At 34.3% G+C, this 23,545-nt stretch carries 21 protein-coding genes, 1 tRNA gene and 3 pseudogenes; 21 read left to right on the top strand and 4 right to left on the bottom strand.

The genetic code is table 11. From position 1 onward, the window contains the following. Window positions 1-9 precede the first annotated feature (9 nt). The 7 genes and pseudogenes from AC806_RS06535 to AC806_RS06505 all read left to right on the top strand — a co-directional run bounded on the left by AC806_RS06535 (window position 10) and on the right by AC806_RS06505 (window position 7,764). Complete coding sequence (locus AC806_RS06535) at window positions 10-1,242, top strand: DEAD/DEAH box helicase (RefSeq protein ID WP_069029013.1); 1,233 nt, start codon at window positions 10-12, stop codon at window positions 1,240-1,242. Between the two features lie 18 nt (window positions 1,243-1,260). Then, a complete protein-coding gene (locus tag AC806_RS06530; RefSeq protein WP_069029012.1) occupies window positions 1,261-3,969 on the top strand; it encodes a sigma 54-interacting transcriptional regulator in 2,709 nt (902 codons plus the stop codon). 137 nt (window positions 3,970-4,106) lie between these two features. Beyond that, on the top strand, window positions 4,107-4,424 hold the full coding sequence (locus tag AC806_RS06525) for a PTS sugar transporter subunit IIB (protein WP_014125044.1): 318 nt from the start codon (window positions 4,107-4,109) through the stop codon (window positions 4,422-4,424). 319 nt (window positions 4,425-4,743) lie between these two features. Beyond that, entirely contained in the window at window positions 4,744-5,064 is a 321-nt protein-coding gene (locus tag AC806_RS06520; protein ID WP_014125043.1) for a PTS lactose/cellobiose transporter subunit IIA, read from the top strand. 23 nt (window positions 5,065-5,087) lie between these two features. Continuing rightward, window positions 5,088-6,341, top strand: a pseudogene (locus AC806_RS06515) (PTS sugar transporter subunit IIC). A 94-nt stretch (window positions 6,342-6,435) separates the two neighbouring features. After that, window positions 6,436-7,611, top strand: a complete 1,176-nt coding sequence (locus AC806_RS06510) for a GNAT family N-acetyltransferase (RefSeq protein ID WP_014125041.1) — start codon at window positions 6,436-6,438, stop codon at window positions 7,609-7,611. Window positions 7,612-7,690: 79 nt separating this feature from the next. Then, window positions 7,691-7,764 (top strand) — tRNA-Arg (locus AC806_RS06505). A 97-nt stretch (window positions 7,765-7,861) separates the two neighbouring features. Here AC806_RS06505 and AC806_RS06500 read toward each other — a convergent pair. Next, window positions 7,862-9,058 carry an FAD-dependent monooxygenase gene (locus tag AC806_RS06500; protein ID WP_069029011.1) on the bottom strand — a complete coding sequence of 399 codons (1,197 nt, stop codon included), beginning with the start codon at window positions 9,056-9,058 and terminating at the stop codon, window positions 7,862-7,864. Window positions 9,059-9,183: 125 nt separating this feature from the next. Here AC806_RS06500 and AC806_RS06495 point away from each other — a divergent pair, with 125 nt between their 5' ends. The 5 genes and pseudogenes from AC806_RS06495 to AC806_RS12130 all read left to right on the top strand — a co-directional run. After that, on the top strand, window positions 9,184-9,708 hold the full coding sequence (locus AC806_RS06495) for a TetR/AcrR family transcriptional regulator (protein WP_069029010.1): 525 nt from the start codon (window positions 9,184-9,186) through the stop codon (window positions 9,706-9,708). A gap of 216 nt (window positions 9,709-9,924) precedes the next feature. After that, the gene (locus tag AC806_RS06490) at window positions 9,925-10,668 is read left to right on the top strand and encodes a YoaK family protein (RefSeq protein ID WP_069029009.1); all 744 of its coding nucleotides are present in this window, start codon (window positions 9,925-9,927) and stop codon (window positions 10,666-10,668) included. Window positions 10,669-10,746: 78 nt separating this feature from the next. Next, window positions 10,747-11,407: pseudogene (locus AC806_RS11740) on the top strand (HAD-IC family P-type ATPase); the annotation flags it as partial. Between the two features lie 81 nt (window positions 11,408-11,488). Next, complete coding sequence (locus AC806_RS06480; protein ID WP_014125035.1) at window positions 11,489-11,674, top strand: DUF1541 domain-containing protein; 186 nt, start codon at window positions 11,489-11,491, stop codon at window positions 11,672-11,674. A 479-nt stretch (window positions 11,675-12,153) separates the two neighbouring features. After that, window positions 12,154-12,249 (top strand): annotated as a pseudogene (locus tag AC806_RS12130) (alcohol dehydrogenase); the annotation flags it as partial. Between the two features lie 72 nt (window positions 12,250-12,321). On the opposite strand, the gene AC806_RS06475 reads toward AC806_RS12130, so the two are convergent. Beyond that, the gene (locus AC806_RS06475; RefSeq protein ID WP_014125033.1) at window positions 12,322-13,683 is read right to left on the bottom strand and encodes an IS4 family transposase; all 1,362 of its coding nucleotides are present in this window, start codon (window positions 13,681-13,683) and stop codon (window positions 12,322-12,324) included. 116 nt (window positions 13,684-13,799) lie between these two features. Here AC806_RS06475 and AC806_RS06470 point away from each other — a divergent pair, with 116 nt between their 5' ends. Further along, entirely contained in the window at window positions 13,800-14,681 is an 882-nt protein-coding gene (locus AC806_RS06470) for a zinc-binding dehydrogenase (RefSeq protein ID WP_014125032.1), read from the top strand. Window positions 14,682-14,949: 268 nt separating this feature from the next. Here AC806_RS06470 and AC806_RS06465 read toward each other — a convergent pair whose 3' ends face one another. Continuing rightward, entirely contained in the window at window positions 14,950-15,288 is a 339-nt protein-coding gene (locus AC806_RS06465) for a helix-turn-helix domain-containing protein (RefSeq protein ID WP_014125031.1), read from the bottom strand. A gap of 304 nt (window positions 15,289-15,592) precedes the next feature. On the opposite strand from AC806_RS06465, the gene AC806_RS06460 reads away from it, so the two are divergent. The 5 genes from AC806_RS06460 (at window position 15,593) to AC806_RS12170 (ending at window position 17,799) form a co-directional block, all read left to right on the top strand. Further along, window positions 15,593-15,811 carry a hypothetical protein gene (locus tag AC806_RS06460; protein ID WP_041591834.1) on the top strand — a complete coding sequence of 73 codons (219 nt, stop codon included), beginning with the start codon at window positions 15,593-15,595 and terminating at the stop codon, window positions 15,809-15,811. A gap of 123 nt (window positions 15,812-15,934) precedes the next feature. Beyond that, window positions 15,935-16,792 (top strand): S66 peptidase family protein, encoded by an 858-nt coding sequence (locus AC806_RS06455; protein ID WP_014125029.1) that lies wholly within the window; start codon window positions 15,935-15,937, stop codon window positions 16,790-16,792. 34 nt (window positions 16,793-16,826) lie between these two features. Then, complete coding sequence (locus tag AC806_RS06450) at window positions 16,827-17,267, top strand: OsmC family protein (RefSeq protein WP_014125028.1); 441 nt, start codon at window positions 16,827-16,829, stop codon at window positions 17,265-17,267. 88 nt (window positions 17,268-17,355) lie between these two features. Next, window positions 17,356-17,613 (top strand): DUF3290 family protein, encoded by a 258-nt coding sequence (locus tag AC806_RS06445; RefSeq protein WP_014125027.1) that lies wholly within the window; start codon window positions 17,356-17,358, stop codon window positions 17,611-17,613. A 60-nt stretch (window positions 17,614-17,673) separates the two neighbouring features. Then, window positions 17,674-17,799 carry a hypothetical protein gene (locus tag AC806_RS12170; protein ID WP_256729043.1) on the top strand — a complete coding sequence of 42 codons (126 nt, stop codon included), beginning with the start codon at window positions 17,674-17,676 and terminating at the stop codon, window positions 17,797-17,799. 122 nt (window positions 17,800-17,921) lie between these two features. Here AC806_RS12170 and AC806_RS06440 read toward each other — a convergent pair whose 3' ends face one another. After that, a complete protein-coding gene (locus AC806_RS06440; RefSeq protein WP_069029008.1) occupies window positions 17,922-18,611 on the bottom strand; it encodes a M23 family metallopeptidase in 690 nt (229 codons plus the stop codon). 519 nt (window positions 18,612-19,130) lie between these two features. Here AC806_RS06440 and AC806_RS06435 point away from each other — a divergent pair. The 3 genes from AC806_RS06435 to glpK all read left to right on the top strand — a co-directional run bounded on the left by AC806_RS06435 (window position 19,131) and on the right by glpK (window position 23,543). After that, window positions 19,131-20,447, top strand: a complete 1,317-nt coding sequence (locus AC806_RS06435; protein ID WP_069029007.1) for an NAD(P)/FAD-dependent oxidoreductase — start codon at window positions 19,131-19,133, stop codon at window positions 20,445-20,447. Beyond that, a complete protein-coding gene (locus AC806_RS06430; protein ID WP_069029006.1) occupies window positions 20,437-21,873 on the top strand; it encodes a helix-turn-helix domain-containing protein in 1,437 nt (478 codons plus the stop codon). The genes AC806_RS06435 and AC806_RS06430 overlap by 11 nt, the downstream gene beginning before the upstream one ends. A gap of 152 nt (window positions 21,874-22,025) precedes the next feature. Next, window positions 22,026-23,543, top strand: coding sequence for a glycerol kinase GlpK (gene glpK, locus AC806_RS06425; protein ID WP_014125023.1), 1,518 nt, complete (start codon window positions 22,026-22,028; stop codon window positions 23,541-23,543). The last annotated feature ends 2 nt before the right edge of the window (window positions 23,544-23,545 follow it).

Here is a 23,545-nt window from a genome sequence, read left to right as displayed (position 1 = left end):
AGGAAAAATATGGAAGAGCAGTTTCTACCAGAAATTTGGCAAGAAAGAATAAAAAAAGAAGGCTTTGAACAAACAAGTTTGATACAAGAAAAAGTCTTTTCTGCTTTGTATCAAGGAAAAAGTCTTGTGGGTGTCGCTCCTACCGGTACTGGCAAGACCTTGGCTTATCTCTGGCCGACACTATTAAAATTGCAGCCTAAACATGGCAATCAACTGCTTATTGTGACTCCCTCACAAGAATTAGGCGTTCAGGTCGCAGATGTTGCAAGACCTTGGGCTTTGGATTTGAACTTACAAGTACAAAGCCTTATTGGCGGTGCCAATAAAAAAAGACAAATAGAAAAATTGAAAAAAAAGCCGGAAGTATTAATTGGAACACCCGGTCGTTTAGTTGAATTAATAAAAGAAAAAAAATTAAAAGCAGCAAACATTCAAACGGTTATTTTGGATGAAGCAGATCAATTATTGCAAAAAGAAGCAGTGGGCTTTATGCAAACAGTGATTAAAAGCATACCCAATACTAGCCAATATGCCTTCTTTTCTGCGACTGCTACTAAAGCTTTACCTGCGATTAAGCAGTTATTTCAGCAAGAATTTCCAGTTATTGATGTAAGTAAAGAAGATAAAAGTCATCAACAAGTTGCTCACTATTATTTAGTTTTTCCTACAAGAAGAAAAGTGGACGCTTTGAGAAGGTTGGGACATCTAACTGATTTTCAAGGGTTGATCTTTTTTAATGAGGTGCAGGATTTAGGAAGCGCTGAAGAAAAGTTACGATATCATAAACTGCCGGTGGCAAGTCTAGCTTCTGATAAATCCAAGCTATCGCGTAAAGAAGCACTAGAAAAATTCCGAAAACAGCAATTAACGGAATTATTGAGTACAGATGTTGCTTCTAGAGGTCTGGATATCGCTGATTTATATTATGTCGTGAATGCTGAAGTTCCGAGTTCTAAAGAAAGTTATTTGCATCGTGCAGGTCGTATTGGACGGATGGGTAAAACAGGGGCTGTCATTACTATTGTACAAGAAGATAGTTTGCCACAGTTGAAAAAAATCACTAAAAGTTTAGAACTGTCCTTACAAGAGATCTATTTATATGAAGGTCAGTTAACAACAGAAAAACCTAAAGCTCAACCTATAAAGAAAAAGAAAACAGCTAAGAGTCAAGCAAACAAGTCCAAGAAAAGTAAGAAAAAAACCAATAAAAAAAGTCAAAAGACTTCTTCTAATAAAGGTTAGAAATACAGGAGGAGTTGTATGAACCCTAGAAAACAAGAAATTTTACAATTTGTCAAAAAGCATGCTGACGGACTGACAGCTAAGCAGATCGCTGATAGCTTGCAAATCGATCGCAGCAATGTAAGTCGTTATTTAAACGAGCTAGCAAAAAATAAAAGTATTCAAAAATCAACCGGACGACCTGTAGTGTATTATCCTCTTACAACCAACTTAACAGAAGTTGAATCTATAAAAATGGATTTTGAACGGTTGGTGGGTGCAGATGCTTCTTTAAAAGTGAGTATCCAGCAAGCCAAGGCAGCAATGTTGTATCCACCTAGAGGGCTTCATACGATTATTTTTGGCCAGACAGGCACCGGAAAGACCATGTTTGCGGAATGTATGTATCAATTTGCTGTACAAGCGAAAGCTTTAGCGCAAGATGCCCCCTTTATATCTTTTAACTGTGCGGATTACGCGCAAAATCCGCAGCTATTGTTTGGTCACATTTTTGGCGTGAAAAAAGGAGCCTATACGGGTGCTGATGCGAATACAAAAGGGCTTTTAGCCGAGGCTGACGGTGGTATTTTATTTTTAGATGAAATTCATCGTTTGCCGCCAGAAGGCCAAGAAATGTTATTTAGTTTCATCGATAAGGGGCAATACCGTCCTTTAGGTGAAAGCAGCCGAGCATATGAAGCTTCCGTGCAGATTATAGGCGCAACAACTGAGTCTTCAGACGCTTTTTTAGGTACTTTCAATCGTAGAATTCCAATGTCGATTACCTTACCTGATTTAGCCCAACGTTCTTTAGATGAACGTTATGAAATTATCACTCTTTTTATTAAGCAAGAGGCCAGCCGTTTAAATCGAGCGATTAAAGTGGAAAAAGATGCGATTGTAGCTTTTATGTTATACGACGCACCTGCCAATATCGGACAGATTAAGCGAGACGTAAAACTGGTGTGTGCCAAATCATTTTTGCACTATCGTACACGTGAGCAAGATGAACTGATTATTCGTAAAAAAGACTGTCCGCTACAAGTCCAAAAAGGGATGCTTAAAATAAAAGAAAGAGCAGAACGTCTTGATCATTTTCTTGAGGGAAAAGGCGATTATTTGACCTTTGAAGCTCAAGGTAAAGAAGTTAACAGTGCACAAGATAATGATAGCAATATGGAAGTGTATCAAGAAATTGAAGACAAACTTGCTTCTTTAAATCAGCTAGGTGTAGATAATACAGATTTGGAAAAAGTGGTTGCAAAAGATGTAGAGGCTTATTTTGCCAATTATGTAAAAGAATTAACCCAAACTTCGACACAAAGAGGGATGATAGCTTCTAATATTTGGAATTTGACCAATCAGTTATATGATATTGCAGAAAAGAAACTAGAGCGTAGTTACAATGAAAAAGCGCGCTTTGCTTTTGCGCTGCATCTACAACTTACCTTGGATCGTATTCACAAAGGAGAAGCGATCGTTCATCCAGATTTAAATCGAGTAAGAAAAAATTTGAAGTCTGAGTTTCAACTAGCGTTAGATCTATCTACAACTATTGAAGAAGAACTACAAGTTGAAATTCCTTTTGATGAAATCGGTTTTATCAGTATGTTTCTTTCTATCCAATTGGGACAATATGAACAGCTACCCCAAAATAACGTGGGGGTTATTGTGCTGATGCATGGAAATTCTACTGCTTCGAGTATTCTATCTGCCGCTCAAGAGTTATTAGGCACAACAAGTGGTGTAGCGATGGATATGCCCTTAGATACAGTGGTTAATCAAATGTATCAAAAATTATTAAATGATGTGATAGATAATAAATCGCAGTTTTCTAATGGCTTGCTATTGTTGACTGATATGGGGTCGTTAAATTCCTTTGCAACATTGTTATATGAAGAAACTGGAATTCGCACAAAGGCTGTTTCTATGACCAGTACAATGATTGTGATTGAAGCATTACGAATGTCAGAAGCAGGACGAAGCTTAGAAGATATCTATCAAAACATTCAAAGCTCTTTTGAAACGATTGTACGTGAGCAATTCCAAGATGAACACGGGGATAAAGATAATAAAAAAGCGATTGTGGTCACTTGTTTTACAGGTGAAGGTGTAGCTGCCAAATTATATGAACGTATCGCGGCAATTGTTGATCAAGCAAAAGTGGAAATTATACAAATGCAGTTTATTGAAAAAGAAACTTTTAAAAAACATATTGATGGACTGCTAGAGGAGTATGAAATAAAAGCCATTGCGGGGACTGTTGAAGTTGAATACCAAAATATTCCTTTCTTTTCCGCTTATGATGTTTTTGACGATCAAAAACTAAAAGTATTAAAAAGTATCGTTAAAGATGAAATTGCAGCGGATACTATTGTTAACTCACTTGACGGGACAATTACACACGTAGGGTCTTTAGCAGTTTTGGTAGAAACGCTAAAGTCACTTGTTCAGCAAGTACAAACACAATTGCACATTATTTTAGAACCTAGTGTAGAAGCAGGTTTAGTCATTCATTTAGCATTTTTAATAGAAGCATTACGGACTGCTGGGATACAAAGACAATTTCCTGATTTAGCTGTTTTTCAAAAGAAATATCGTCTAGAAACTGATATTTTAAAAACTTCTTTTATTTCAATAGAGAAAAATTATGATATTCAAATTCCAGATGATGAGATTGCGTATTTAACTGAAGCTTTTATTAAAAACCAAATCGATACGCCTTTTAAACTTTACACACAAATTTAGTGTGTAAAGTTTTGCTTTAGTGTGTAACGCTTACCTATATAGTCAAAAAGTTGACTTGTGAGGAAATAGCGTTCGTTAGTATTGGCATGTTTATTGCTTATATAAAGTTGAAAGATAAAAATTAAGGAGTGGAAAAAATGGCAGAAAAAACAATTATGTTAGTTTGCTCAGCTGGTATGAGCACTAGTTTATTAGTAACAAAAATGCAAAAAGCAGCTGATGATAAAGGATTGGACGCTGAGATTTTTGCTTGCTCATCTTCAGAAGCGGATCAAAAATTGGAATCTAATTCAGTTGATGTTCTATTATTAGGCCCACAAGTACGATTTATGAAGGGTGATTTTGAAAAACGCTTAACACCAAAAGGAATTCCATTGGATGTCATTAATATGTCTGACTATGGAATGATGAATGGTGAAAATGTATTACAACAAGCACTTAATTTGATGGAATGATAGCTATCGTTACAAAAGATCAGGGAGAAAAATAGAAATCTACTCCCTATGATTAGAAAGATAGGGAGTAAAAATTACATTTGTTCCCTGAGAATGCAAAGACAGGGAATGAATTGCTAAAAGACTCCCTGAAATTGCCGGAAAACGAGGTTTTTTTTAAAAAATAGAAAGAAAAATGTTAAAGATAGGGATAGAATTTTAAATTTACTCCCTGAGGATGAAAAGATGGGGGTTAAATTGAAGACTCATTCCCTATGATTAACAAGACAGGGAGAAAAAACTACTTTTGCTCCCTGAAAAATATTAGGAGGAATTTTATATGGATGAACAAGAAAATATGGAAGCGGTCATGGGTTTAATTATGTATGGCGGCAACGCTAAGAGTGACGCGATGGAAGCTATTGCAGCAGCTAAAAAAGGGGATTTTGAATTAGCGGATCAAAAACTAAAAGATGCTGATACTTCCTTGAGCCAAGCCCATGAATCACAAACCGGCATGTTAACCAAAGAAGCACAAGGCGAGCATATGGATGTCACTTTGCTCGCGGTACACTCACAAGATCATTTGATGACAGCTATTGCTTTTAAAGATTTAGCGACTGAAATCATTGATTTATATCGTCGCTTAGACGAAAAATAAAAGCTAGCTTCAGGAGGAGAAAAATGGATACATTTGTACGTTTTATGGAAGAAAAATTTGTACCCGTAGCTTCAAAGATTGGCGCCCAACGTTAGTTAGTTGCTATTCGTGATTCATTTATGGTAACCATGCCACTAATGATTCTGGGTGGTTTAGCGACTATGATCAATAACTTGCCTATTCCAGGTTTTCAAGAATTTATGAATTCAATTTTTGCTAACGAATCGTGGAAAGGCTTTGGCGATTCTGTTTGGGAAGGTACTTTTGCAGTACTATCAGTTATGATCGCTTATTTAGTTGCTCATAACTTATCCAAGGGTTACGGGAAAGACCCTGTGGCTACAGGAGTTGTTTCGGTAGCTTCTTTCTTTGCACTAGGCGGTGCGACAGGCATGTCAAGCACAGGTTTGTTTGTTGCTATTATCGTAGCTATTATTTCAACAGAATTATTTGTTCGTTTGATCGGAAATGAAAAATTAGTTATTAAGATGCCCGAAGGTGTCCCACCAGCAGTCGCAAAGTCATTTGCAGCTTTGCTTCCTGCGATGATTGTTATCAGTATATTTGGCTTAATTACAGCAATTTTTGCAGCTTTTGGTTTTGACGATATTATTAATTCATTCTATGAAGCTGTACAACAACCATTTATGGGAATGGCGAATACGTATTGGTCAGCTTTATTGCTAGCATTTATTACACCATTTTTATGGTTCTTTGGTTTACACGGAGCCAATATGATTGATCCATTTATGCAAACTATCAATGCACCTGCAATTGAAGCGAATATTAATGCCATTTCAAATGGGGACGTTGCGCCTTACATTGTAAACAAACCTTTTATTGATAGTTTTGTAAACCTTGGAGGAACAGGAGCTACACTTGGCTTAATTATCGCGATTTATCTTGTAGGTAGAAGAAATAAAGCTTATAAAGTCGTAAACAACTTGAGTGTTGCACCAGGACTATTCAATATTAATGAACCCATGTTATTTGGTTTACCTATTGTATTAAATCCTATTATGTTTATTCCGTTTATTATCGTTCCAATGGTCTTAGTATCTGTTGCTTACTTTGCGACAAGCATTGGTTTAGTCCCTGTTTCAACAGTGATGCCACCTTGGGTGACACCACCAGTTATTGGTGGATTTTTAGCAACGCAAAGTTTTTCTGGTGCAGTGCTGGCTGCTGTTAACTTAATTTTGTCAGTAGTTATGTATATTCCTTTTGTAAAAATGGGCGTAGACCAAGCATTGAAAAAAATCGCAGAAGAAGAATAAAAAAGGCTAAGGTAGCTGTGTAAGAATGGACTACCTTGGCTTTCTTTTAAATTTCGTGTATGTTTAGAGCAGTATATAAAAATGAGGTGAGTAAGTGACAATTAAAAAATTACAAGAAGAAAACTTTACTGAGAGTTATCAATTAGCGCATTACGCCTTTCGTTTTGCAGATGATCAGCAACATCAAGAAGGTTTTACTACATTGTTTAACCATTCAAACGTTTATGCTGCGTTTAACGAACAAGAACTTGCCAGCCAAATGATTGCTACACCTTTAAAGGTACAACTATATAATCAATTATTTGATATGGCAGGGATAGGTTTTGTCTCTTCTGATCCTTCATTTCGGGGACAGGGAAACATTGATCAATTAATGCAAAAAATGCTGGTAGATTGCTATGAAAATGGTGTTTTGCTTTCCTACCTTGATCCTTTTTCTTATCCGTTTTATCGCAAATATGGATATGAACTAACATTTGAACGTATTTGTTATGATTTAGAAAGTTCAGTTTGGCCAGATAGTTCAAAGCCTAAAGGATATGTACGAAGAAAGACTTGGGTACAAGCAAAAGAAGCAATCAAGCAAATTGATCAAGCTTCTTCTAAACATAAACACGGAGGCCTTTTAAGAGAAGACTGGTGGTATGAATATAAATTTAATATCTCGCATAGCTATTATTTTGCGCTTTATTATAATGAAGAAGATCGGCCAGAAGGTTATCTAGTATATGAGATTAAAGACGGTAATTTTAATTGTGTGCGTTGGGTAAATTTAACAGAATCTGCTTATCGAGGAATCAATCGATATATCAGTTCACACAAAGACTCGACGCAACGTATTATTTATGAGAAGGGCTATGCAAAAAATGAAGAGTTTTTCTTAAATGATAATCCAGTTGGAAAAGCAGAAATCCGTCCTGAAATGATGGCTAGAATCGTTGATGTAGAAAGTTTCTTAAATAAAAGTCTTTTAAAAGATATTAAAAAGTCTTTTGCTGTTACGATTGAAAAGGACAGTTACGCCTCTTGGAATGAAGGAACTTTTGAAATTGTAAATGACAAGCAAGCAAATATTGTCAAAAAGGAAGTTAACCAAACCCAGTTACCACAATTAAAAACTAGTGTCCAGCGATTGACGCAGTTATTATTTGGTTATTGTTCCATTGATACATTAATATTTTATGATTTAGTAGAAATAGACAAAGAAATTATCGAAACTATTCGTCAATTAACTCCGCAACAAGCACCCATTCTAGAAGATTATTTCTAAAAAACATCCTATTTTATCGCTGAAATTATCTTGCTCTTTTGCAAGCAAAGCGATAAAATAGGATGTGGCTTTTTTATATGTCCCTGTAGCTCAGCAGGATAGAGCGACTGCCTCCTAAGCAGTAGGTCGGAGGTTCGAATCCTCTCAGGGACGGTAATTTATGAATGCTGAAGTCTTTATTTAACAAAGACTTCAGCATTTTTTTATTTTATAAATAAAAATGTGGTCTAAAAAGCTAAGTTCTACTTAGTTATTGATTGGATAAGTTTGGGTACTCTATAACCCTCGTTATATCAATCATATCATGAGCTTCCATATCTTCTGTGCTCATATTTTCCAGTTGTTTTAGAATAATACTTCTTTTTTCCATTTCTTCTTCATTTTTTGGATATAAAATGAAAGAACCTTCATTTTCAATTGCTTTTTGATTTATTTCTGCGAGTGGTTTCATAACTTTTTCGTAATTTGAAAGTGCATCATCAATATTATTCTTATTTTTTAATTCATTCGCTAAAATATAAGAACCTATTATTGCCAGACTTGATCCTTGTCCCGTTAGAAAAGAAGGGGCGTGGGCAGCGTCTCCTGTTAAAACAATGTTATCTTTTGACCAATCATCCATGATAACCTGGGTTGTAGTATCAAAAAATATTTCTTCTGATTTATCTAATGCTTCTAATAATTTTGGAACAATGCCGCTTATATTTTTAAATTTATTTTTGACCAATTCTTTATGTTTCTCTATATTTCTATGATTAACAAAAGGTTCCTTTTCATCACTAAAAACTAGAAACGCATGCACTGATTCTTTGTTTTCAGTAGCATACATAATAGCTGTTCGTCCTGCTTCTGAATAGATAACAGCCTCTTTATGCATATTTAAATAATTTTCCATAGTGAAACCTGTAAAACAATGACCTAAATATTTGGTGAATTTTTCTTCTTTACCAAACGTTAGTTTTCTTGTATTGGAATGAATACCATCTGCTCCAACCACTAAATCATATTGTTTTTTTATGCCGCTTTCCAATTCAGTTTCGACCCCATTATTCACAGAGACTATTGTTTTAATAGAGTCATTAAAAATAATTTTTATATTTTTCTCCTGTACTGCTTTATACAGGGCATGAGTTAGATCACCTCTTGGAATTTCAATATCCTTATTGTCTTTCATTGACTCATCTGTAAATTTCGAAATGATATTATTTTGACTATCTAGAATATTAAACTTCATATTATTTAAATTTTGGGCGTTCAATTCTTCATGGATTCCCATCATTTGGACTATATTTATAGCGCTTCCTCTTACATCTATAGGATAACCGCCGCCTCGTATTTTGCTTGCCCTTTCAACAATTGTTACGTCAAAACCATTTTCGTTTAACCAATACGCTGATGTAAGGCCGGCCATACTAGCTCCAGATACTAAAACTTTTTTGTTTTCCATATCCCTCATCCTTTTTCATTTATTTGACACTGAGTTTCTTTACTATATCTTACCTTTAGTGAAACTCAGTGTCAATGTAAAAATATTATGATACAATACAATTATAATATTTTGGAGGGGAATAAATGGATAAAGATATAAGAAAGCATGTTCTTGAAATTGCCGATCGTTTATTTGAAGAAAATGGTTATAGCAAAACAAGTATGGAAAAAATCGCACAAGAATCGGATATTTCACGAAGTACATTATTTAGAATGTTTAAAACGAAAAGTGAAATTTTATTTTTAAGTAATAATGACTTATTGAAAGACACACTTGATGAATTTTTAGGAAAAGATTACACATTAAAAGAAATGATTCAAAAAGTAATTGAAGTGTTAGATAGTGCTTCATATACAGATAAAGTAAATTATATGAATTTAATGAAAAAACTTAAATCTGAACCTGATTTTCAATCTCAAATTTTTTTTAAAGCCTTGAAAATACTTCCTGATTTTCCATCTAGTGAGGATGACCCTTATGATGTACTAAAAGGCGCATTTTTTGGAAATGTTATTACTGCTTGGTCTCGAATATTTGAAAATCCTACCATTGATTCTTTAGATCAAGTTAAAATTCAATTGATTGAATTTGAAAAAAAGTTTCTATAAAAAATATAGAAACGTTTAAAAAGTGATCATTAAAAGATAGCTAAATCTTTCCGCTAAACAGCTATTTTAATTGCTAGTAGCTGTTAATGGCCTTAACAGATTATATTTCTTTGCTATTTGTGATAAAATTGTAATGTTTTATTGAGCACCTAATACAATACAATTGCGTTTGATTATATATAAAAACCAGATGATAGATATAAGGAGATTTTGTAGGTGAAAAGTATTTTTAGTAATATGAAGCATCTTGATATATATATTCATTACATCATTGCTCTTTGCGGCGGCTTTTTTGGCATGTATGCAATTACAAGTCGTATGGGAAATTTCGGGCAAGCGCAGACAGCAAATTTAATTGAAGTCGTAAGAAATATATTAGGCAGAAATATGTCAGAAGGCGCGTTGCGCATCGTAGCTGCGCTACTTTTTATGGGCGGGATCATATCAGCTACGATAATGGAAAGAAAAACTAAGATAGATTTACGCTATTTTTCTATTTCTTTTGATTTAATTGCTGCCATTTTGATTGGTTTTTTCCCTCTTAGTATGAACCCAGTTATAGCTCTTTACCCAGTGTTTTTTGCAACAGCATTTCAATGGTGTATATTCAAAGGCGCAAAAGGGTATCCTAGTGCTACCGTTTTTTGTACGAATAACTTAAAACAGGCCACAATATCCATCATTGATTATTTTTTGCTGTCCCAAGGTAATCCCGAAAGAAGAGAAAAAATTGAAAAGGCAAAATTATATGGAGGTACGTGTGTGAATTTTTATTTAGGTGTGCTAATTAGTTATTTGTTATGGTACTTTTTCGGTGTTCATAGTATTTGGTTTATTACACTACCACTTTTAATAAATTTTGTATTAGTTGTTTTGGATAGTAAGAGACACGCCTTCTACCTTAATGTTGAAAAAAACGCAGTTCACGAAAATCTTTCCTATGATACGACAAAGCTATGAAAAAGAAACGGTCAGATGGGAATTTTTGCTGTCTGACTCCTTTTTTAATGATAATGTTATTGATAAGGGCGTTTTATCATGAGTATAAAAGATAAAAAAACTGTTCAGGTTAAGATTGATAAAGAAGTTACTGACCAGTTAGCTAATGAGGGAAAAACCCCAATATTTATTACAGAGGATAATTGTTTGATTGGCATTATTGCAGTTGCCGATACAGTAAAAGGAAATAGTATCGCAGCGACTGATAAATTGCATAATATGGGCTTGCAAGTTGCGATGATCACAGAAGATAATACAAAAACGGCTGAAGTCATTGCTAAGCAAGTGGGGATTGATCGCGTATTCAGTGAAGTTCTACCCGAAGACAAAGCTAACGAAGTGCAAAAATTACAAAATGAAGGACTTCATATAGCTATGGTCGGTGATGGTATCAATGACGCGCCTGTTCTAACACAATAAGACGTAGGTGTTGCGATTGGATCAGGCACGGACGTAGCAATCGAATCAGCGGATATTGTATTAATGCGTAGTGATTTGATGGATGTACCAATTGCGTTGGGTATTCTACACTTATTTGGCGGCCTGCTACTAAATCCAATGTTTTCCGGAGCGGCCATGAGTTTAAGCTCAGTTTCCGTACTATTCAATGTACTACAATTTGAAAGGCTTTAAACCAGTGAGGACGAAAACTAAAGCAAGTAATTCTCAACCAGAAACAGTGAAAAAAGCAGCTGCCTAAAATTGTTCTTTTAAGAAATCTTAAATCAACTTTTTTAGATAAGGTTGTGATATAAAAAAAGTTGCATATCATAAATGGGGAGTGCAGCAGAAATTAGAAAATACTGTTATTCCAGCTGATCACATGGAAGGAATGAAGGATGCAACAGTGACTATTGATAAGGTAATCAGTGGGACAGTTTATATTGTCGATTACAAACCTACAGATGATGGAGAAATTATAAGAGATCATATGAGGTTAACAGAAAACAAAATGGCAGCAAATTAGCAATTTGCTTATTAAAATAAACTTAATATAAAAAAGCATGCTAGGTTAAATTCTTTCATTAAACAGGTAAGTTGTTACAATCTTTAGAAGCGGGAAATTATAACGTTTCCTGTTTTTTTAATTCTAATATTACGAATATGAATACAATAAATATGAGATATCAAAGTAGAAATTAACGTGCATTATTTGGAGGGAAAAACCTGCTAGTAGTAGTGAAATGGAATCAGAATTCTTTGGAAGCTAAATAGTAAAGAGAATTGGAATCAAACAAACCGCATGGCTAGTTGATTATTAGTGGACTAATATTTATTTTAAACGCATTCTTACAACAAAGATGGTTTCTAATAACCCAATTGTTGTAGTAGATCTTTTCCCATTTGGTTATTCATTTATGTTGTTTAAAAAAGGGGTTTAATTAATCAAGACAAACTTGTATTTAAATAAAGAGTGAATTATAAGAAAAAGGAGAAAAACAAATTATGAAAGCACTATATTTTAATGAATTTGGTGATTCTTCAGTATTACAGTATGGAGAAGTTGCTGAACCACAAATTAATGAAAATGAAGTACTTATTAACTAAAACTTGAAACCTACTTTTCGATACGTATCCCTTGGTATACCAAGGATCTCATGCACAAAATTAACTTCAACCTGCTTGCTTGAGCTGTTTTTGTATAGAGGAAGGTAGTTTTTCAAGGAACTGTTCGATAATGTTATTTAATACGGCTTCATCCAAAACATATTCATCCGCAAAAGCTTCTTGGAATAAAACGAGTAATTGCAGAATGGCTTCCGATACAGAAAGCTCAGAAAGCTCATCAATGAGAAGATAAAATAACTCGCCAAGCGTTCGGTCGTCTTTACTTTCACGTTCTTGCACCGCTAGGATCATATAACCGATAGCTACCAGTGTCGTATGCGCAAAGATCCCGTCATAAGAAATCCCTTGGTACTTGGCTAATTTTAAGTATTGTTTGCACATCTTGAAGTAGACTTCCACCGACCAGCGTCTAGCATAGAGCTGAATGATCTCGTCTTCGGTCAGATCGATATCGGTCGAAGCTAAGACCAAATAGTCGTTTCGTTTATTGCGATTGCGAATATATACCAACTTAATGGGAAGGATTTTCCCTTCTACGACAGCTTCTACTTGGACACTCAAAAGATAGCGAGAACGACCGCGGCGTTTCTTGTTTCGTTTGAAGATTTCTTTGACATCCATCTTTTGGCCTTGATAACGGTAGTAGATCTTTTGACTACGTTTAACCATCGCTACGCAGTGGCATTTCAGGTCACGGATCTGTTGGAACATTTTGGGACTGGAAAACCAAGTATCGAATAAGACATAATCCGCATGGATCCCTTGGTTCAAAGCCGATCGAAGCAGTTCCAGTGTCACTTCCGTACCTTTACGAAGCGCTTGAGCTTTACGTTTCCCCCTATTCGTGCGTTGATCCCCGATATCAAGATCAGATTGGAGCTTTCTTTTCCCGGAGAGCAAGGAAAAAGCGACGGGGACAAAGCTGTTGCCATCACTCCAGCCTAATTGTAAATAACGAAATCCTTTGAAATATTTTTTCTTGGCATGGTCGTATTGTAAAGCGGCACACTCCACTTTTTTCGCATTCAAGCGAGAATACATGGAGTCATCCACGATAAATGTGGTCTTTCGGGCATCATCCGTCAATGGACGTAGGAAAGTAATGACGGATTTAGCCACTAAGATCAGTAATTTTTGCCAATGAGTGTGCGGATCATTCAAGACATTGCGAAAGGTCTTATCCGAAAAAGACAATTGTTCCTTCTGCTTTTGGTAAAACCGATAGGTAGAACCGTTGGTAAAGATCGAAGCTAATAGGAACGAAAAAATAACAGAAACGGAGAAACCCTTCCTGTGCACGGCATTCGATTTTTTAAGAGCAGAAGCTACATGGAACTGATGAAAAAAATCAGACACAGAGGTAGAAATTTTTTCTGAGTTTGGCGTTGTTTGTGTTATAATTGACATGGCATGAACACTCCTTGGTTAGTGGTTTTTCGTTGATTCTATTATACCAGGATTTGAGTGGTTCATGCTATTTTTGTATCAAAAAACGTTTATTTATCAAGGGATGAACTGTATTTTTGAACTTTCAAGTTTTAGTTATTAAAACAAAATATATTGGAGTAAGTTTTGCGGATATTTATAGAAGAAGAGGCGATTATCACATAGAGGATCATTCTCCTCCATATATCAATGGTTATGAAGGCGTTGGAGAAGTTGTTAAAATAGGAAAAAATATTAAAAGTTGCTCTATAGGGGAAGATATTTTGTTTGTGGATGTTCCTTTCGCTAATGCAGAACTGGTATCAGTACCAAAGGAAAATATTATAAAAATACCCAAAAATATGAATATAAAGCTGGCAGCTAGTATAGGTCTGCAAGGTTTAACTGCCGAATTTTTAGCCAATGATTTGGGGCAAAATGTGAGAGGAGATAAAGCCTTTATCTACGGGATTAGCGGTGGAGTTGGTCAAATTCTATCTCAAATATTGGGAGCAGACGGTGTTGATGTCTACGGGCTTACTTCTTCAATAGAAAAACAAGAAACTGCATTGAAGCAAGGGGCAAGGGAAGTATTTTTAAAAGAAGAGGAATGGTTTAACGATGTTCAAAATTCCTTTGATACTGTTTATGATGGTGTAGGCATTACTGTTCAGCAGAGTATTGATTTGACTAAAAATAGAGGTAAAGTTGTTCTTTTCGGTATGGCAGGGGGTACACCGCCTCAAGTTAATTTAATTGAACTACTTACAAAATCAAAAAGTATCTTAACTGGAGACTTATGGGATTATTTGACAAGCTACGAAGAAAGAGAAGAAAGAAGCAAACGATTATTTCAATATTTTGTAGATGGTCAAATTACCATTAGTGAACCAACTATTTTTAGATTAAGAAACGGCAAAGATGCTCATGAATTTTTAGAAGCTGGAAAGAATATTGGCAAGGTTTTATTAACTCCTTAGAGATACATTTTGGTATGAGATATTTTCAAAGAGAACAAGAATAGAAGAACTGATCATTTCATAACAAAAGTAGTGTATTCCTGCCATAGTAATCTTAGCGTAAATTTTTGATTACTATGAGAGGAATTTTTATTTTGCTTAAAAGTATAAATAGCTCCCCATTCTCTGGCAAGAAAACAAAAATATTTTTTTATGATAAGTTCGAAAAAATAAAATAAAATCTTTTTTTATATAAACGAAATGTATCAATAAAACTAACCTAATACCATTACTGTTTCTTCCGTTTTTGTTTAATAAACTCAATATAATCCAAGATATCTTCCATTTCATCTTCTGAAACACTATCTCCCATATGCTTGGCTACGGTCTGGCTTTTACTTTCAGGTAAATCATATTCTTTATTTTCTCTTCCTAATAGATAATCAGTAGAAACAGTAAAGACGTCAGCGATTTTTTCTAGCTCGTTAGTAGAGACTTTTCTTGTGCCATTTTCAATTTTATTCATCGCTGATTTGTCCAAATTAAGTTTTCTTCCTAATTCTACTTGTGTCCAGTTATTTGATTCTCTTAGATTTATAATTCTTCTAATCAAAGAAGTATCAGACATATTAAGCGCTCCTTTCGTTGCTAATTACGCAAATATAATAACATGGTTTCTAAAAGTGAAATAAGCAAGTTTCGATATTTGATAAATTATAGTTGACGTTGCTAAAAAAGCAATGTAATCTAAAGGTAGTAGTTGCGCTAAAAGAAACTTGTAATATTTTTCGGGAAATAGAATTGGGAATATAGCAAATTTTGTGAAAATAGGGAGTTGCTGAAAAAGAAACAAAAAAAGAAAGGAGTTTATCATCTAAAATACTTATGCGTTTTTCAATAAACGATAAATTAATAAAATGGAGGAAAGAACAATGACAGAAGAAGAGAATCAATTATTTACTGAAGTTTTTAAGAGCGGTTTTGAATTAGACGGTTTAGTTCAAAATTTAGATTTTTTAACTTTCGAACGTTTTCCAGGTACGAGTATTACAATGAAAGATATTGAAGCTTTACATGGTTTGACAGCAGCTTTTTCAGTTTTATCAAAAAAACATATTAAAGATATTACTACTCTGAATGAATTACATTAAATTATTCTGGAAAAATTTGTCTACAATAAAAAGACGTGTTCTTTAGCGATTGACGGAATATATATAAAAGGCTAGGATTTAACTATAGAATTAAAACCTAGCCTTTTTTGAGGAGGCGCTGTTGTGCGTATAAAACCAAAAGATAAGAGAAAAGTTGCATTAGTGGGAAACTCTGATCCTAGAACGAACCTCCAAGAAGTTTACGATATAAAAGAGATATTAGAAAAATTGGGTTTAGACGTTATACTTAGTCCAACTTTGCAAGAAAATACGCTTTTTAATACTGGTGAAAAGGCTGAAATTATGAATCAATATTATGCAGATGATTCGATAGAAGCTATTTTTGATATCTCTGGAGGTGATATCGCTAATGGTATTTTAGATAAGCTAGACTATTCACTTATTCGGAAGCAGAAAAAGAAATTTTATGGTTATAGTGATCTTACAACAGTGTTAAATAGTTTAATAAGTCAGAGCAATCAAGAGGTAGAATTATTTCAAGTAGCAACTTTACTGTGGGATGCTAGTGGAAAACAAATTGATAAATTTAAATCTTCTTTTTTTGATGGCGCAAAGGATTTGTATCAAACTAGTTGGGAGTTTTATCAAGGTAATGAGATAGAAGGCGAAGTTATTGGTGGAAATATCCGTTGCTTTTTAAAATTAGCCGGAACAAAATATATGCCTGATCTAGCCAACAAGGTATTGTTTTTAGAAAGTCATGGTGGAGGAAAAGAAAGCTTATATTCCATGTTTTATCAGTTAAAAGGATTAGAAGGTTTTGATAAGATTGCTGGAATTTTATTAGGTACTTTTATTTCTTATCAAAAAAGTTATGAGCAACCTATTGAAGAAGTACTTCAAAAGATTTTGCAAGATGATGATTTACCGATTGCAAAAACAGAAGAGATTGGACATGGCGCCAATTCTAATGCATTAAAATTAGGAGAGTATATGGAAATAAGTCACTTTCATAAGTAAGGTTTTATTGTTAATTTAAAAAGGAGGAAGTAAGATGGCAGTTGAGCTAACAAAAGCAGAAGTAACATTAGAAAGTGGATTGAAAGTATCTTGTAAATCTAGAGGTTTTGAAATTACGCTAGATGAACCTGAAGCTGATGGTGGTACCAACACTGGAATGAATCCAGTAGAAGCATTATTAAATTCTTTAGGCGCGTGTTTAACCATTGTGGCAAAGTCTTTTGCAAGAGTTAAAAAAATCAACCTAAAATCGTTTAAGGTTGATCTGGAAGGGGAGTTAGATTCAGATGGTTATTTGGGAAAAAATCCAAATGCTAAAAAGGGATTTTCGAAAATCAAGACAACTTTTCATGTTGAAGCAGACAATACAGTAGAAGAGATCAAAGATTTTATTGAATTTGTCATTCAAACATGTCCAGTTCACGATACCATCGTAAATACGCCAGATTTTGAAACAGAAATTGTGACTAAATAATTTGAAACAAATTTTTGTGTTTGTTACTATCAAAGTGAGAAGTTGTTAGTTTTTGCTAACGGTTTTTTCGATTTTTAGGAGTGATAAAATGAATGCGTTGTTAGGGACGTTATTTTTGTTAGGAATTATTGGTACATGGTATTTTGTAAAGAAAAGACCTAATAAGCAGTATCGTAATATTTCACTTGGCATAGCATTAGTTGCTGCTGTGCTTATATGGCTTGTTCCAAGTAGTTATTTTTACTTTGTTAGCGATAATAATATGACTAAACAACCAGTTGAAAAGGTTATAAAGAATGGACTTAAAAACGAAAATTTAAGTCAAAATTTTGTAGGAGAAAATTAAAAAATATTCTGGAATTAGTGTAACATTTTGTTTCAAAATTTATGAAAAAAGGTGTTCTATGTGGCTGGTAAAAAGAAAGGTACAATGTATCCTTTAAAGGTTTTAGGTAACTTAGTGGGCTGGGTTGTTATTTTTGGCTTAGTAAGATGGGCTATTAAAAATAAACGTGCTAATAAAAATGCTTGAAGCTAAAATAATATTTAACTAATAAAAAGGTTTTCCCATTAATTTTGGAAAACCTTTTTATTGTTTTGTTATTCATTTTTTGGAATGTTCTGTTGATTTTTATCATATTTTAACAACGATCCTTATTCTATGTTAAAGCGAATAAGTTCAGTTGCAGTCGGAATTTCATTTTTCATTTTCTGCCAAGAACTACCATTATATTTTTCATATTGTTTAAAAACAAAAGGAAGTCCTTGCGCAATTTCGGGATTAAAGGAATTCATTAAATGAAAATGTAAGTGCGGCTCGGTAGAATTTCCGCTATGGCCAACTTTTCCTATAAATTTTCCTTTTGGAATTTTATCACCGGTATTAACAGTAATTGAGTCTTTTTGTAGATGGGCAAACACGGCATAGACATTATCTTTTCTTTTTAAAATGACATAATTACCAGCGATTGACTTCAATCCATCTTTTTTAGGACTGAAGAAGAGGGAATTACGAATAGCTGAAGTTTGATCGTTCAACCAAGAAGCTGTTTTTCCATCTGCTATACTATCTTCAACTGTCACAACTTCAGCTGTGAAAGGAGCGTAAACAGCTTTTCCAAAACAGTAATAATTCTCTAAAGGAATCCCTTTTGTAAAATAATCTAGTTTTCTTTTGTCGTGAGTAGGGTGTTCTGCTTTTTGCCAATCAACCTGTACAAAATCAAAAGCGTACCTTAAACCAAATTTGTCTGTTCCGTGACTAGGAACACGATCTGCTGGACTCACTTCGACAAACCATTGGCCACGCAATGGAAGTTCAATAGATATTGGGCTGTTATACATTATTTTCTCTCCTTCTAAACTGACAGTGAAACATAGAAATTTATAAAAAGTTAAAAGCTATAAATACAGAAGAGATAATACTTATAAAACTATGGGTCAACCAACTTGGTAAAATTGAAAAACAAATGGTTTGGATTTAGTATCGAATGAATCGCATCTCTCATAGCGTACGTGTTATATAAAGTATAGCAGGAATGATGAAATAATTGAAATTAATGTTGTTCAGACAATTAAAGTTCAAAGCGTATTATGAGGAATTCTGATTTAGCTAATTCTGATTTTTGTAATCGTTTTCAAAAATGAGTGATAATTAATTGAGCAAAGTGGTGATTATTGCTAAAATGAAATAAAGAGTCGAAAATTTATGCAGCAAAAATATCAACAATCTTTTCATTTAATAAAAAATCGTTTCTCAAGCACAGTCGTGTAACCTTAAGTAGTCAAAGTATTTGAAAATCTTTGCTAAAATACTCTGTGTTATGATAAGAAAAGAAAAACAAACAGAAGAGGTGTCCAAAAGTGGAGATTTATATTATAGGTGCATCCTTTGCAGGAATAAGCTGTGCTTTACATGCCCGTAAATTATATCCAAATGCAAAAATTACTATTATTGAAAAAAATACAATGGTAGGTTTTTTACCTGGTGGCTTACTATTATACTTACAAAATAAATTTGAAAAACTAAGTGATGCAGTATTTGCTACAGAAGAACAGCTAGAAGCACAGTCTATTCAAGTAAAACTTTCGGAAATTTTACTTGATTGTCATCCAGAAAAACATGAAATAACTACAAATAAAGGAAGTTATCATTATGATAAATTAATTTTAGCTAGTGGTTCCGAGCAAAAATCACTGAACATTGGTTTGGAAGATGATGACGAATGGGATCCTAGCTTTAAAAATTATGATTTGTCTAATAAGATTTTAGATCAAATCCAAAATGCTGAAACCATAGCAATTATCGGAGCTGGACAAGCCGGTATCGAAGCAGCAAGTACTTTTGTTGATTTAAAAAAGACAGTTCATTTAATCGAAGCGATGGACTATCCGCTATTTAAATACTTCGATCCAGACTTTTTAGTTCCTTTTTTGTCTACATTAAAACAACAGTCAAACTTACATTTTTATCTTAATACAACGGTGACTGAAGTGGCTAAAGATAAACAGTATGAAATTTTACTCGATGGTCAAACAGTTGTCAGTGATTATGTGATAACAACAGTAAATGTACATCCTCAATTGGCGGCATTTACTAAAAAATTTCAACTGCATAGTGATAATACAATTCAGGTAAATGATTATTTAGAGACCTCTGCAAAAGATGTCTTTGCTGTAGGGGACTTGATACATAGTCCTTTTCAAATTAGGGATGAAAGTGTTTATTTACCACAAATTAATCACGCGACTCGTTCTGGTGTTATCGCAGCTGAAAACCTGTTAAAACAAGAAGTGAAATTTACAGGAGGCCTACGTACTATAGGAACAAAAGCCTTTGGTTGGTATTTGGCGAGTACCGGATTGATTGAAGAAGAGGCCTTTGTTTATAAAAATGAAATCGCAGCTAAAAGTTTTACTCAGCAGTTTTCATTGACCGATAAAACCACAATTTATTGTAAAGTGGTTTATGAAAAGTCTTCGGAAAGATTACTAGGTATGCAGTTACTATCAAAGGCAGGTTGTTTGGAAAAGATCAATACTGCAGCACTAGCTATTGAGAACAATATGACTCTGGATGAATTAATGCAAAATGATCATTTTTTCCAAGCGGAATTTACTAACGTAATGGAACCTTTAAATAGAATCAATCTAGGAAGTGAGGATCGTCATGCGTTTTGAAGAATTGCTAGAAAAAAAAGAAGCAAAGCAAGTTTATCTAATCAAGCAATTGATCATCGCTGGCGGACAAATGAATGTTCATGAGATACGTAAAGTCTTAGAACTAACGAAAAAATCAATCGATAATTATATCGAAGAATTGATAGAGGATTTCAAACCTTATGGTAAATGTTGCCAGCTAACTTATGATGGCGCAACGATTACCTTTTCAAAAACCCCTGATTTTTCTATTGAAGAATTTGAAAAAGCTTTGTATTTAAATTCGCCTAAGTATCAAATTTTATTGGCTTTATTAGAAGAAAAAGAAATAAGTCCTGTTCGCTTGTCCCAAGAATTGAAAATTAGTGAATCTTCTTTATCTCGTAAAATCAGAGATTTGAATAAAATATTGAAAGAATTTGACTTGCGTATTTGGCAAGGAAAACTGATTGGAGAAGAAAGTCAGATTCGCTACTTTTATTTTCAATTGTTGTGGTATTTAAAACAAGGTTATGCCCAAATTTCTGCAAGAGAATCACATATTATAGAAAATATCGAACGTGGCCTTAACTTAGAATTTATGTCAGTTGCTAAACAGCGTGTTCTTCTATGGTTACGGGTAACTAAAAAAAGAATAACCATCCCTGATCCGCAATTTAAGCAATTTAAAGAAAAATTTGAACCTTATAAAAGAGATCCGCTCTACTTGAAACTACTACCTATCATTCGTCGTTCTTTTAGCTTTTATGCTGTGGAACTCAAAGAAGAAGAAATCATGCTTCACTTCGTATTTTTAACCGGTATGTCGGTGCTTTCTCAAAAAGACTTTCATGCCTATTCTTTACAACGTTCAAAGATGACGCCAACAGCCTGGTGTGACTCGATTATTTTAGAAACAATCTTACGGATATACGGTCCAAAAAATATTCGTAAAGAGTTAGAAGAAACTTGCTATTATTATTTATCACAAATCCATTTGCGACTTTATTTTTTCGTTGGAGATGTCGAAGCATATGATCGTAATAATATTTGGCAGCTAGAAGAAACACTTTCAACCAGTAATATCCAGTCACATGTGAATCAGTTATTGGAACTTTCGGCAAAAGAATTACAACCTCAATCAAATGAGCAGAATAGTTTGTGGGCGATGACAGCTATTAAGTACTTAAGTGTGCTGTCGATTATTGATATCCGTGTCAACCGCGAAGTGCGTGTGGGTATTTATTTGCAACTTGATGAATTATTTAAAGAAGCAACTAAAAATATGTTGACACTACAGTTAAATAGTCTGAATGGAGTGATAGTGGAATCTTTTGACGAAGCTAAACATTATGATTTAGTTATTACAAATACTGAACTTGATTTAGATACTAAAATTTATCGAATTACTGAACTAGGTTCAGCTTATGATCTAAAAGAAATCAAAAAGTTAATCCGTCAAGCTTAGCGAAAACGCTGTCAAAATAAGATTTTGTCAGAAATTCCAAAAATTTGAAAAAAAATGGGAAAATAAAGCGTTTCATAGGCGTTAGTATTAGAAATGTAAGGAAAACGTATACAAAAAGGTATACATAAAAAATAAAAGGAGCGTTTTTTATTATGGCAGAGAAAAAATATGTTATGGCGATAGATGAAGGAACAACAAGTGCTAGAGCGATTTTATTTGATAAAAATGCCAATGAAATTGGCAGTTCGCAGAAAGAATTCACGCAGTATTTCCCGGATTCTGGTTGGGTTGAACACAATGCCAATGAAATTTGGAATGCTGTGCAAGCGGTTGTAGCTGGCGCATTAATCGAATCAGGGATTCATCCTAGTGAAGTTGCCAGTGTGGGGATTACTAACCAACGTGAAACAGCAGTTATTTGGGATAAAAATACAGGCCTTCCAATTTATCATGCTGTTGTATGGCAATCACGACAATCATCAGATATTGCTGAACAATTAATCAACGATGGCTATAAAGACTTTATCCATGAAAAAACAGGATTAATTATTGACCCTTACTTTTCTGCTACTAAAATTCGTTGGATCTTAGATCATGTAGAAGGTGCGCAAGAAAAAGCTGAAAACGGCGATTTATTGTTTGGTACAATCGATACTTGGTTGGTTTGGAAATTAACCAGCGGAAATGTCCATGTAACAGATTATTCAAACGCTAGTCGTACGATGTTATATAACATTCACAACTTAGAATGGGACCAAGAAATTTTAGATCTATTAAATATTCCTAAGGCGATGCTGCCAGAAGTAAAAAGTAACTCAGAAGTTTATGGCTATACTGAAACTTATCATTTCTTTGGTAGTGAAGTTCCGATTGCTGGAATGGCAGGGGACCAACAATCAGCGTTGTTTGGTCAAATGGCTTTTGAACCTGGTATGGTTAAAAACACCTATGGTACTGGGTCATTTATCGTTATGAACATTGGAGAAGAACCTCAATTATCTGAAAATGATTTATTAACAACCATTGGGTATGGTATTAATGGCAAAATTTATTATGCTTTAGAAGGGAGTATCTTTGTTTCAGGTTCTGCGATTCAATGGCTACGTGATGAAATGAATATGGTAGAAACGGCACCTGAATCAGAGGAAATTTCAAAAAGAGCTAGCGATGACGATTATGTTTACGTAGTTCCAGCCTTTACCGGTTTGGGCGCGCCTTATTGGGATTCTGGCGCTCGTGGTGCAGTATTTGGTCTGACACGTGCGACGAGTCGAGCAGACTTTGTTAAAGCAACACTACAATCGATTGCTTATCAATCTAAAGACGTTATTGATACCATGAATAAAGATACAGATACTGATATTCAACTTTTGCGAGTAGACGGCGGTGCTGCTAACAACGATATGTTGATGCAATTTCAATCAGATATTTTAAATATCGAAGTAGAACGTGCTGCTAATCTTGAAACAACTGCGCTTGGTGCTGCTTATCTAGCTGGTTTAGCTGTTGGTTTCTGGAAAGATATGGAAGAGTTGAAAGGCTTGAAAGAAGAAGGGAAGACATTTAAACCAGAAATGGATGATGAAAAACGCGAAGACCTTTATGCAGGATGGCAAGAAGCCGTTGAAGCAACCCGAGTATTTAAACATCGTGCAAGGAAAGAAGGATAATT

Source organism: Tetragenococcus halophilus (assembly GCF_001712815.1).
Lineage (GTDB): Bacteria > Bacillota > Bacilli > Lactobacillales > Enterococcaceae > Tetragenococcus > Tetragenococcus halophilus.
This window is presented reverse-complemented; position numbering and strand designations above follow the sequence as displayed.